Annotated in this window: 13 protein-coding genes; all 13 read right to left on the reverse strand. The window is 52.7% G+C overall.

The genetic code is table 11. From position 1 onward, the window contains the following. Window positions 1-4: 4 nt before the first annotated feature. Window positions 5-862 carry an NAD(+)/NADH kinase gene (locus FYJ35_RS04415; protein WP_154523728.1) on the reverse strand — a complete coding sequence of 286 codons (858 nt, stop codon included), beginning with the start codon at window positions 860-862 and terminating at the stop codon, window positions 5-7. Further along, window positions 859-1,683 (reverse strand): TlyA family RNA methyltransferase, encoded by an 825-nt coding sequence (locus FYJ35_RS04420; protein WP_277067246.1) that lies wholly within the window; start codon window positions 1,681-1,683, stop codon window positions 859-861. The genes FYJ35_RS04415 and FYJ35_RS04420 overlap by 4 nt, the downstream gene beginning before the upstream one ends. 11 nt (window positions 1,684-1,694) lie before the next feature. After that, on the reverse strand, window positions 1,695-3,566 hold the full coding sequence (gene dxs, locus FYJ35_RS04425) for a 1-deoxy-D-xylulose-5-phosphate synthase (protein WP_154523731.1): 1,872 nt from the start codon (window positions 3,564-3,566) through the stop codon (window positions 1,695-1,697). A 4-nt stretch (window positions 3,567-3,570) separates the two neighbouring features. Continuing rightward, window positions 3,571-4,464 (reverse strand): polyprenyl synthetase family protein, encoded by an 894-nt coding sequence (locus tag FYJ35_RS04430; protein WP_154523734.1) that lies wholly within the window; start codon window positions 4,462-4,464, stop codon window positions 3,571-3,573. 91 nt (window positions 4,465-4,555) lie between these two features. Next, the gene (gene xseB, locus FYJ35_RS04435) at window positions 4,556-4,819 is read right to left on the reverse strand and encodes an exodeoxyribonuclease VII small subunit (RefSeq protein WP_154523737.1); all 264 of its coding nucleotides are present in this window, start codon (window positions 4,817-4,819) and stop codon (window positions 4,556-4,558) included. Window positions 4,820-4,868: 49 nt separating this feature from the next. Then, window positions 4,869-6,227 carry an exodeoxyribonuclease VII large subunit gene (gene xseA, locus FYJ35_RS04440; protein WP_154523740.1) on the reverse strand — a complete coding sequence of 453 codons (1,359 nt, stop codon included), beginning with the start codon at window positions 6,225-6,227 and terminating at the stop codon, window positions 4,869-4,871. Further along, window positions 6,224-6,697 carry a transcription antitermination factor NusB gene (nusB, locus tag FYJ35_RS04445; protein ID WP_154523743.1) on the reverse strand — a complete coding sequence of 158 codons (474 nt, stop codon included), beginning with the start codon at window positions 6,695-6,697 and terminating at the stop codon, window positions 6,224-6,226. The genes xseA and nusB overlap by 4 nt, the downstream gene beginning before the upstream one ends. 122 nt (window positions 6,698-6,819) lie before the next feature. Next, entirely contained in the window at window positions 6,820-7,230 is a 411-nt protein-coding gene (locus FYJ35_RS04450) for an Asp23/Gls24 family envelope stress response protein (RefSeq protein WP_154523746.1), read from the reverse strand. Between the two features lie 121 nt (window positions 7,231-7,351). Further along, window positions 7,352-8,965 carry a peptide chain release factor 3 gene (locus FYJ35_RS04455; RefSeq protein ID WP_154523749.1) on the reverse strand — a complete coding sequence of 538 codons (1,614 nt, stop codon included), beginning with the start codon at window positions 8,963-8,965 and terminating at the stop codon, window positions 7,352-7,354. Between the two features lie 45 nt (window positions 8,966-9,010). Continuing rightward, entirely contained in the window at window positions 9,011-9,664 is a 654-nt protein-coding gene (locus FYJ35_RS04460; protein ID WP_235906361.1) for an ATP-binding cassette domain-containing protein, read from the reverse strand. An 8-nt stretch (window positions 9,665-9,672) separates the two neighbouring features. Beyond that, window positions 9,673-10,515 (reverse strand): hypothetical protein, encoded by an 843-nt coding sequence (locus tag FYJ35_RS04465; protein WP_154523752.1) that lies wholly within the window; start codon window positions 10,513-10,515, stop codon window positions 9,673-9,675. Continuing rightward, window positions 10,508-11,281: a hypothetical protein gene (locus FYJ35_RS04470; RefSeq protein WP_154523755.1), complete on the reverse strand. Its 774-nt coding sequence runs from the start codon at window positions 11,279-11,281 to the stop codon at window positions 10,508-10,510. Before FYJ35_RS04470 ends, FYJ35_RS04465 begins: the two co-directional genes overlap by 8 nt. Further along, the gene (locus tag FYJ35_RS04475; protein ID WP_154523758.1) at window positions 11,271-12,266 is read right to left on the reverse strand and encodes a hypothetical protein; all 996 of its coding nucleotides are present in this window, start codon (window positions 12,264-12,266) and stop codon (window positions 11,271-11,273) included. Before FYJ35_RS04475 ends, FYJ35_RS04470 begins: the two co-directional genes overlap by 11 nt. Window positions 12,267-12,301 lie beyond the last annotated feature (35 nt).

A 12,301-nucleotide genomic window follows, 5' to 3' on the forward strand; every position in this document is an offset into this window, starting at 1 on the left:
TCATTTACCTCAATTTCTGCCGGATGATTTCGACAAAGCTTGTATGGTTGATCTTGATGATATGCGTCTTTTTCTCCGCCTTCGTCACGACCACCCTGCTTCCAGGCGTGAGTGCCACTGAGGTGTCGCCGTCGAACATCGCCTCTGCAGGTTTCTCCCGGTCCTCCGCCTTTCCTTTTGTAACCTCCACTGTCACCGCCACATTATCCGGCAGGACAATGGAGCGGGAGGTCAGGGTATGCGGAGCGACAGCCGTCAGCAGCATCAGAGAAGCCTCCGGCTCAACGATCGGCCCTCCTGCTGAAAGGCTGTAGCCGGTTGATCCGGTTGGCGTCGACACGATGAAGCCGTCCGCCCGGTAGGAACACAGGAAAATGTCATCGACAAACAGGTTGATGTCGATGACCCGCATCGCACGCCTCCCGATGACGATATCGTTCAGCGCCATGTCCCGCATCAGCACCCGGTTCTGGTGATAGACCGTTCCAGCGATCATCATGCGGTCCTCGATGGAAAAATCATCCCCCATCAGTCGGTCCAGCGCAACCGGGACATTCTGAAGATCAATCTCCGCCAGATAGCCGAGCGATCCCATGTTGATGCCAAGCAGCGGAAGCCCCGTTTCCACCAGATCCCGGGATGCCTGGATCAGCGTACCGTCCCCGCCGAGAACCAGAACCCCCTCCACATCGGGAGGAATGGCTCCCGCATCCGTGTACCTGTATCTTGAATCCGGCGCAGAGCGCGCCTGTTCCTGGATGTAGCACTTCTTTCCATGATCCTCCAGATACTTCCGGATAAACTCTGCCTCCCTGCGGCAGGTATCCTTCTGCTGGTTCGCAATGACATAGAATCCGTTCATGCCTCTTCCCCGGTTTTGCCCAGACTCAGGTGCGCGCTGCTTACGACTTCTGTGATCAGCTTGTCCGTCACGCTGCCCTCGCTGTCTTTCTGCCCTTTCACAAGGTCAATCAGGTATTCGATGTTTCCCTCCGGCCCTCTGATCGGCGAAAATGTCAGTCCGTTCGGCGTCAGACCATGCTCCAGGGCATAATCGCGGACCTTTCGGATGACCTCCTCATGAACAGCCGCATCCCGCACCACGCCCTTCTTGCCAACCTTCTCCCGTCCGGCCTCAAACTGCGGCTTGATCAGGGCAGCGATGCGCCCCTCGTCCGACAGAACGCCGCTGACCGGTTCCAGGATCTTTGTCAGCGAGATGAAGGAGACATCGATCGATGAAAAAGATGGCCTGTCCGGGATATCCTCCGGCGTCAGGTAACGGGCATTGAACTTTTCCATGCAGACCACACGGCTGTCATTTCTCAGCTTCCAGTCCAGCTGTCCATGCCCGACGTCGATCGAATAGACCTTGACTGCACCGTTCTGAAGCATGCAGTCTGTAAACCCGCCTGTGGAAGCCCCGACATCCATACAGATCAGGCCATCCAGCCGGATGCCGAATGTTCCGATCGCCTTTTCCAGCTTCAGGCCGCCACGCGATACATATGGGAGTGGGTTGCCCTTGACTTCAATTCTGGAATAGACATCAAACTTTGTCCCTGCCTTGTCTTCCTTCTGCCCGTCCACATAAACCTCACCGGCCATGATGACAGCTTTCGCCTTTTCGCGGGAATCAAAAAAACCGTCACGCACGAGAAGGACATCCAAACGTTCTTTCACTTTCCCCTCCGTCAGAGTCCGATAAACCTGGAAACCACTTTTCCGTAGATGCTCTCCGCGTCGATGCAGCACTCTTTTTTCAGCACATCCACCGAGCCATGCTCGATGTAGGCGTCCGGAAGCGCACACACAAGCGTCGGAACACAGCTTCCGATGGCACAGAGGTATTCCAGAACACGGCTTCCGAAGCCGCCGGAATGGACATTTTCCTCCATTGTGACAAGCAGCTTGTGTTCTCCTGCCATCCGGGTGAGCGTCTCCTCGTCGAGTGGCTTGACAAACCGGCAGTTGACAATTGTGCAGGAATAACCGTTCTGTCTGAGGCGCTGCCTGACCTCAAGCGCTGTCTGAACCATGCTTCCGACTGCGAGCAGACAGATATCGCTCTCATCGTAGAGCACCTCCCAGCGGCCCTTCTCAACGGGGGCCCGGAATTCCTGAAAGCTGTCGCACACACTTCCCCTCGGGTACCGGATCGCCACCGGTCCGTCCGCCTTGTGGATTGCCCAGCGGAACATGTCCGCCAGCTCCCACTTGTTCTTTGGTGCCATGACCGTCATGTTCGGAATCAATGACAGATACGACAGGTCGAAGATTCCCTGGTGCGTCTCTCCGTCCGCGCCGACCAGGCCTGCCCGGTCGATTGCGAAGACAACATGCAGATTCTGAAGGCAGACGTCGTGGATCATCTGGTCGAATCCACGCTGCAGAAACGATGAGTAGACAGCAAAGACCGGGATCATCCCGCCGACCGCAAGTCCTGCGCAGAACGTCACGGCGTGCTCCTCCGCAATGCCAACATCGAAAAACCGCTCCGGATACATCCCCCGGAACCGCCTCAGGCCGGTTCCCTCCGCCATCGCTGCCGTCACAGCGCAGAGGTTCGGAACCCTCGCCCCCTCCTTGCACATGACTGTGGAAAAAACGTCTGTCCAGTCCGCCTTTGTCTTCTTCACCTTCGGCAGCCCGGTCTCTATGTCAAACGGCCCGGTTCCGTGGAACCGCTCCGGCATCCTCTCTGCAGGCCCGAAGCCTTTTCCCTTCTTTGTCCGGACATGGACAATGACCGGTCCATCGACCTTCTTCGCATTCTCGAACAGCCGGACCATCTGATCGATGTTTGCTCCATCCACCGGCCCGAAGTACTTGATGCCGAAATTCTCCAGCAGTGCGCCGCCGGGCATCAGAATCGTCTTGAGGTTGTTCTTTGTCCGCCGGACGCGCTCAACCGCCCAGTCCCCCGCAATCGGAAGCTGCCTTAAGGCATCCTCCGTGGCCTTCTTGAGATCGGTGTACCCCTCGCTCGTTCTCAGATCAGACAGATACGTGCTCAGTCCGCCCACATTCCTGGAAATGGACATCCCGTTGTCGTTGAAGACGATGATGAAGTTCGTCTTCAGGTTGGCAGCATTGTTGATCGCCTCGTAAACCATGCCGCCTGTCGCAGACCCATCGCCGATGATCGATACGACCGAATATTTTTCACCTGCCAGATCCCGCGCACGGACAATCCCGAGTCCTGCGGAGATCGAGGTGGAGCTGTGTCCGGTGTCGAACACATCGCAGCTGCTCTCAGACCGCTTCGGAAACCCGGACATGCCGCCGAGCTTTCGCAGAGAGGTGAACCCCTCCTTGCGTCCGGTCAGAATTTTGTGCGTGTAGGACTGATGACCCACATCCCAGATCAGGCGGTCCTTCGCCGGATCAAACGCGAGGTGAAGTGCCATTGTCAGCTCCACCACGCCAAGGTTCGAAGCCAGGTGTCCGCCCGTCATGGACAGCTTCTCGATCAGAAACTGCCGGATCTCCTCTGCCAGCTGCGGGAGCTGATCATGCGGAATCTTCCGGATATCACCTGGCTGATTGATCTTTTCCAGTACCATAGGCTCACTTCCTGCGGTTCGTCAGAGAGGCGAGAAGCGCTCTCAGGAACGGTTCCTCCGCCTCCAGATCATCAAACTGTCTGAGCGCGCGCGCCGAGAGCTGTCTCACAGTCTCCTCTGCTGCCTCCACACCATGTATGCCCGCATAGGTCGTCTTTTTATTTCTCTCATCCGACCCTGCCGGCTTTCCGAGTTCCTCCGTCGTTTCTGTCATGTCAAGAATATCATCGCGGATCTGGAACGCATTGCCTACATCGGTCCCGATTGCCTCCAGCTTTGCAATCTCCGTGTCCGGCGCTCCGGCCAGCACAGCGCCGATCATCAACGAGGCCTCGATCAGTGCCCCGGTCTTATGGCTGTAGATATAGTCGATCTGCTCTTCTGACAGCGGCTGCCCGTCCAGCTCGACATCGACAGACTGCCCGCCGAGCATACCGCCGGGACCAGTCTTTTGGGAGAGAATCTGAAGCGCCTTTGCGACATATGCCGTCTCCTGCCCGCTGCAGCGGGCAAATGCTCCCGCCGCTGTCTCATATCCAAGGCTCAGGAGTCCGTCACCCGCCAGAATCGCCATCGCCTCGCCGTACACAACATGGGTTGTCTTCTTCCCGCGCCGGTATTCATCGTTATCCATCGCCGGAAGATCATCATGCACCAGAGAGTGTGTATGGATCATCTCCATGGCAGCCATGAAAGGCTCCGCCAGTTTTTCATTTCCGCCATACATCCGGCAGGTGCTCTCGATCATCAGCGGGCGAAGGCGTTTGCCGCCGGCCCGCACACTGTAGTTCATCGCCGAAAGAAGCGTCTCATCCGCCCCCTCCGCCACCGGGAGAAAAGAGCAGACGACTTCGTCCGCATGCCTTGTGCGCTTCTTCAGTTCCTCTGCGAAATTCATTCTGGCACAATCCTCCTTCTCTCTGCAGCACGCCGGCTCTGCCTGTATGCGCGGCGCATCATCATACGTACAGGATGCTGCCTCATCCAGTTTACTGGAAATCGACCTCCGTCCCGTCATCCTCCAGCGCCCGGACCTGTTTGTCCACAAGGCTGATCCGCTTCTCCGCCTCCTTCAGAAGGGTATCTCCCTCCTTATAGAGAGCAAAGGCATCCTCCAGTCCTGTCTCCGGATTCTCCATTTTTTTTGTGATTTCCTCAAGCCGACTGAAGATCTGCTCCAGCGTCATTCCATCTGCCGTTTCCTGTACCTGACTCTGGTCCGTCTTCCGGTTTTCCTGTCCCTTCTCCGCCATCGATCCTCCTATATGCAGCTTCACTCGAAACGCTCCATGCTCATCCTTTTTATTTCACGGACTGAGACTGGAGTCCTTCCGGCCGGATCTGCTGTACCGTTGCGCCCAGGCTTCCGTCCCGGAGCGTGATGTTCAAAAGCTCGCCCCGCACAAGCGAGGATACCGACTGGACAGCCTTTCCTCTGCTGTCGGCAACAAAGGCATAGCCGCGGTTCAGATGGTCCTGCGGGGAAAGCATTCGTACCTTCGCCTCAAGTACCCTGTATCTGCCTTCCGTCCCCTGAAGCCGCTGCCGCATCGCCGCCCTCAGCGGAGGCTCCGCCACCCGGAGCAGATTTTCCGTCTCCCGGATCTTTGTCTTCATCTTCAGACCAAAATTCAGAGCGCGCACAGCCTCCCGCGCACCGTCAACTCTGGCCCGGCAGGCATTTGTCATCCGCTCCTGCAGGTTTTCGAGCTGCATCATCCGCTCTCTGAGCCGGCCTGCCGGGCCCTTCGCCTGCAGACGAAGCCGGTATCCCTCCGCCTCTCTCCGGACATACGCACACTTCTGCGTCATCTGATTTCTGAGCCGGACCCTGTCCTGCTCAATGCCAGACCGAATGGAAACCATGTCATCTACAGCGAGTTCTGCGGCCGCCGAGGGCGTCGGTGCCCTCAGATCCGCGACATAGTCCGCAATGGTGAAATCCGTCTCATGTCCGACCGCGGAAATGATTGGCGTTGAGGCATTGAAGATTGCCTCTGCGACGACCCGCTCATTGAATGCCCACAGGTCCTCGATGCTGCCTCCGCCGCGGCCGACGATGATGGTGTCTACATGATGGCTGTCGAGCAGCCGGATTCCCCTTGCGACGCTCTGTGCCGCCCCTTCACCCTGAACGAGTGCCGGATAAAGCAGGATCTCGATCCCGGGATTGCGCCGTTTGGACACATTGATGATATCCCGAACCGCCGCTCCGGTCGGTGCGGTGACAACGCCGAGCCTTTTGATATAGTGCGGAACCGGCTTCTTGTACATCTGGTCAAACATGCCCATTTCCGACAGCTCGCTTTTTAACGCCTCAAAGCGCTCGTAAAGCGCCCCGATTCCGTCAAGCCGGATCGCCGATGCGTACAGCTGATAGCTTCCGCCCTTCTCGTAGACGCCCATGCTTCCGAAGACAATGACCTTCTGGCCATCTTCCAGCCGGAAATTCAGCTTCTTGCGGTTTCCTGCAAACATGATGCAGTTTACCTGAGCCAGCTCGTCCTTCAGAGAGAAATAGATATGCCCGGAGGAATGATACTTGCAGTTCGAAATCTCTCCCTTCACGTAAATTCTTGTCAGAAAGGGATCCGCCGAGAACATCTGGTGAATGTAGCTGTTAACCTGGGCGACTGTGTAGACCGATCTCTGCGTGCTCATGCGTTCTTCTGGCGCTGGATTTTTGCGAGAATCCCATTGACAAAAGAGGAGGAATCCTCACCGCCGAACTTCTTCGCAAGCAGCACTGCTTCATTGATCGCCACACCCGCCGGAATATGCTCGTCAAAGAGGAGCTCATATACCGCGACTCTCAGGATGCAGAGGTCGGTTCTGGCCATGCGTCCGGTCTTCCATCCGGTCGACGTTTCATCCAGAATCCGGTCAATCTCCGGTACCTTCGCGCAGACCTCAATGGCCCGCTGGCGGACCTCGTCCTGATCCTGTGGCTGCACCTCACAGGGCGGAAACTCCAGCTCCTCCCCGCTTTCATGGGTGAAATACAGGTCAATCTGCTCTGAAACAGCCGCTTCGTCCGGCCACATGTACGGGGCATCCTGTCTGTGAGACCGCAGGAATTCACAGGCAAACAGAATCCGGAACACATGCTCTCTCAGTTCTCTTCTGGTCATAAAAATCTCCCTGTACAGAAAAAGCCATTGCATGAACACCTCTCCCGACCGGGACCACCAGTATCTCTGCAACAGCCTCTGCTGTGTCTTATGATGATATGAAAGGTACGATAATGATGCTGTTATTCCTTCTCGGCAGGCTGCTGGGACTTGCCGACGACAATCGAAGCGACGCGGATGTTGACCTCTCCCACCGAGAGCCCGGTCATGGTCTCGATCGCGGTCTTGACCCTGTCCTGTACCTTTGCGCAGGTTTCCGGTACATTGTAGCCGTAGCGCACATTCACAGACAATGTGACATTCGCCTGTCCGTCTGCATCGACAGACAGCTTCACACCCTTGCCGATGCTCTTGATTCCGAGCCTCGAGATGACGTCCCTCGTGACGTTCCCGCCCAGAGAGGCAACACCCTTCACATCTGATGCCGCAAGCCCTGCAATGATCGCAACCACATCATCCGCGATCTTTACGACACCCTCGCAGCCGTCTGTCTGCATCGTTATGGTATTGATATGAGCTGTTTCAGAAGACATGTGACAACCTCCCTGACTATCCTCAGACTTATTCATACCGATTCTATTACAAAGAAGGGTTGTTTGCAACCGCCGCCCGTCAAACAACTTCCGATTCGCCGGATTCCGCGAGTCTCCGCCGTTACCTGGCAAATTCCGCAAGCCTCAGCTTCGGATTGCGCTCCTCGACCATGCCAACCGACCAGCTGTTCACAAACAGAAGCAGCGGGCGTCCCTTCAGATCCACGATCCGCTTCATATCAGAGGTCCCGGTAATCTTCTCCGGCGGTACCTCCTCCGGATTCTCGATCCAGCGGATATACTCGTACGGCAGATCCTCCATGCGGATCTCCACGTTGTACTCATTCTCCAGTCGGTACTTCAGAACATCGAACTGCAGCATGCCGACGACGCCAACGATGGTCTCCTCGAGACTTCCGTTCGGCTCCTCGAAGATCTGGATGGCACCTTCCTGTGCAATCTGCGTCATGCCCTTGACAAACTGCTTCCGCTTCATCGTATCCATCGGCCTGACACGCGCGAAATGTTCCGGCGCGAAGGTCGGGATTCCCTCATAGGCGAACTTATGTCCCGGCATGCAGACTGTATCTCCAATCGAGAAGATGCCCGGATCGAAGACCCCGATGATGTCGCCCGCGTACGCCTCGCTGACCACATGTCTGGAGGATGCCATCATCTGCTGCGGCTGCGAAAGCCGCAGCGTACGCTTCCCCTGCACATGATAGACTTCCTTGTCCGCCTCGAACTTTCCGGAACAGATGCGCATGAAGGCGATCCTGTCACGATGCATCTTGTTCATGTTCGCCTGAATCTTGAACACGAAGGCTGAGAACGGCTCCTTTACCGGGTCAAGCGTGCCGCAGTCCGCCTCGCGGGCAAGCGGCGGCATCGTCATCTCCAGGAAATAGTTCAGAAAGATCTCGACGCCGAAGTTTGTCAGCGCAGACCCGAAGAATACCGGGCTCAGCTCTCCCTTTGACACTTTCTCCTGGTCAAATGCGGCAGAGGCGCCGTCGAGAAGCTCGATCTCCTCCTCCAGCTTTTCCTGCGCATCCTGTCCGATAAAACTTGTCAGCTTCGGATCATCTATCTCATAGATGGTTTCCGTTCCTTCCTTCGTCCCCTTCTCCGTCCCGGAATAGGTCACGACATGCCGGCCTCTTCTGTCGTAGACACCCTTGAAATTCTTTCCGGACCCGATCGGCCAGTTGATCGGGCAGGTAGCAATTCCAAGCTCCGTCTCGATGTCATCGAGCAGATCGAAGGTATCCCGCGCATCGCGGTCCATCTTGTTGATGAATGTGAAAATGGGAATGTGCCTCATGACGCAGACCTTGAACAGCTTTCTTGTCTGCGCCTCGACGCCCTTGGACGCATCGATGACCATGACCGCCGAATCTGCCGCCATAAGTGTCCGGTAGGTATCCTCCGAGAAGTCCTGATGGCCCGGTGTATCCAGAATATTGATGCAGAATCCCTTGTACGGAAACTGAAGGACAGAGCTGGTCACGGAGATTCCTCTCTGCTTCTCGATGTCCATCCAGTCGGAGACTGCATGGCGTGCCGTCGCCTTCCCCTTCACGGAACCGGCCAGGTTGATCGCTCCTCCGTAAAGCAGAAACTTCTCCGTCAGAGTTGTCTTTCCGGCATCCGGATGGGAGATGATTGCAAAGGTTCTTCTTTTCTCAATTTCCGTTCTCAGGTCGCTCACTGTAAACTCCCGGGATATCTGCATGAATTCCCACTATCTGTATCATCGTCAATACCATAGCGGATTCTATCAGCAATGCCGGGGGCTGTCAACAAACACGAACGGTTCCACGCATCCATTTCGAAAACGATATACTTTGTCACATAGCAGCTGGATATCTTCCATATAATGGCTTGAAATCAAAATCAGTTTTCCCTGATTTCGAAGTCCTAACAAGAGTTTTCTCATCAGGACAACCCCATTATCGTCCAGACCATTCATAGGTTCGTCCAGGATGAGGATCGATGGATTCTCCATTATCGCCTGAGCAACACCCAGCCTCTGTTTCATTCCCATTGAATACTTGCTGACGTGTTTCTTATCTCCCGGATCCAGTCCGACCTGCTCCATGCACTCCATTATCCTGTCCGCCCCGGCGATTTTCCTGATAGATGCAATATATTTCAAATTCTCACGTCCGGAGAGATCTTCCATGAAACCGGGTCTTTCGATTAAAAACCCACAGTCATCCAGATACTCCATATTCTCTCCAAGCTTCCGGTCATCCAGCCATATCTCTCCTGTGTCCGCATGTATAAATCCACAGATACATTTGAGAAACACTGTTTTCCCAGACCCATTTCTTCCAATCAGCCCGTATATCCTCCCACTCTCAAACCGCATCGAAACTTCTGAGAAAACCACTTGTTCCTTAAAATTCTTTGACAGATTTTTTACATCCAACGTATGCCTCACGCTGATTCCCCCATTCGTCCTGGCTCTAATAACAACAGAATACTGAATAGAATATTCCCGAGTAGAAAGAACAGAATTCCATAAGAGAGGCTCATGCCATAGCGTCTGGTTGCAAGTGTGTAGTTTCCAAGCTGAGCCAACGTAACTGGTGAAAATCTGTAATATCTTTCCTGCATGGTGTTAGACAGAAAAACATCCAGAAAAATAAACGCAACTGACACATAAAGTCCCATCATTGTATAAGAAAAACTGTTTAGAAGATACATAAGCAACGCAAGCCAGGACAATTCTAGAGTTTGAAGAAGAAAAGATAGAAACATAGCTTCTGACGGCTTATATAGATGCGGCAGCATGGGGGATACCTGAATTCGAACACCGAATGCCGAACTATTCACCTTTGACAAAGTATTCCAGAACCTGCCCCACTCCATAGACGGCTGAAGCACCGGAAAGAAAAACGATGTAGAAAAAACTAAGATTCCTACAGAAAAAGCTAGCGCGCTCACCAGCAGTGCGATACAATTACCAAATCTCCATGATTTTTCTCCTGCTCTTCTCCTAATATATTCATCTGAAGGTCTGACCGTGCACAGGTCTGACACGAGCCAGACAAAATACCCGGATGCCATCATCTGGAAAACCCAGTCACTGGATAAAAAAGGAAATATATAAGGTGAGACATACATACGGTTTTGTATGGCAACTCTTACAATCCCCTCTTCTGTCATAAAAAGAAAAAGGAAGAAAACGCCGCCTGTCATTAGTAGTCTCTTATTCCACATCCGATCTCTTAGCCGGATTTTACTTACAGCCAGGCTTTTTGATATCAGGTTACTCATGGGCAATTCTCCACTTGAGTCTTCTGTCAAACAGATAACAGCACATTATCAGGATCAACGCGATCACACCCGTTGTCAGAATTAGATTTCCCCATACGCCAAAAGGTCCCGAACGTGCACTCATCCAGAAATTCAATCTCCACTTTTCTGGAATGGCAAGAAGCGCATTGGCTCTCGACAGAAAGAACATAGAAATGTACGGAACCAGGCAGACTAGATAACGTAAAGGAACGTAAGCAGAAAAAGTCAGCGCAATACAAGTCTGCAGACCAGAAGTAAGAAACAGGAGATAAAGCATGATCAAAAAATAGATAGAAGGATCACTTTTCAAAAATGAAGTATAAGGAAACATCGTTACTTCGATATAACGCCTTTCCCGAAAAAAAGGACAAAACGAGGAAGAAACTATCAAAAAGATCAAGCCCCCGGCTGCTGCTACCAGTCCTCCGCCTGTGAATGCAGCAACAAAACACCGGTATACATATCTCCTTCTCCCTGCACGTGCGATCAGGTATCTCCAGATGCCATTCTGATATTCCCTGCAGAACCGATCCGAAAAGGGCCATGCCGATAAGATGAAGAGAAAATAGGCACCATAAATACCACCATAGATAATAGAATTTAACCAGAAATATTGTAGATCAGAACTTCCTGGATTTTGTAATACACTGCAGTAAACATCAATACTGTCCAAAGGAATACACGCGGCGCACAATATAGATGCCAGCAAACAGACTAACACTCTCTTCATCTTGCTACTCGCCATATGACAAATCCCCGCCAGTCATCGCATTAATCCGCACTGGCTGCGTAATAGTTTCTCCATTTTCATCTTCAGCTTCAAACTCAAAATACCAATAAGGCACCAATTTTTGTGGTGCCTCCGATGTGCTATTCCAATCTGGTATCGGTACATACTCCAATCTGTTCTCTTTCAACTTGACAGACCCATCCGGTATGAAATCAGCTATTGAATCCATAGCAGTCTTCTGCGCTTCATCCTGAGAAATCATTGAAGCCTTCTCACTACCCTTCGTCTCAAACAAGCCCTGCATATTCAAGTAGATCAGGCTTCCATCCCCGACAAGTCCGTGGATATATACAGGGGTCGGTGCCGCAATATCCATATAAAACCCCTCTGGCAGTTCATGATAGCCCATAACAGGAATTCTCTCATAGGAAAGTTCATACTCAAACGTTACGTACTTGCTATAATCTTTGAATACGCCATTTCCAATGATGCCGGACAACGTGTCGTCATATTCAAGCGCTTTATCAAGCTGAACCTGTATTTGCTGCGCCGTATAAGACTCCGATTTCACCAGATTCATCTGTTCGTTTTCTGACGTCAGGCAAATTTCCATCAGCCAGGAAGATAGTTCTTCTATTTTATCCTGATCCCGTGCAGTCTCTTTTGATTCCCCCCTCAATCCCAATGGAAACGAAAAAATCAAGTCGCCTTCTGTACTGGAAGTGTCATTCTTTTGATAAGATAATTTTCCAGCCCCATAACCCAGATATTCCTCTCCACATGAAATGCTAACCCATCCATTACTATCGTTTTCTTCCCTTTGATAATTCCGTCCCTCCATAAGCTTGTCAATCAACTTTTCTTCTTCAAAACTTTTTAAGCCCATTTCGTACCATTTTACATCACCTTCTGCAGCTGTTTCTGCTGCAAACGACAATTGAGCCAGCGATAAGCATAAAATGAATGTAATTACCAAACATTTCCAATTTTTAATGTTCATCTTCTCACCTAATTTACAAAAGGCTGCCTGGGAAA

Origin of the sequence: Porcincola intestinalis (genome assembly GCF_009696445.1) — a bacterium.
Lineage (GTDB): Bacteria > Bacillota > Clostridia > Lachnospirales > Lachnospiraceae > Porcincola > Porcincola intestinalis.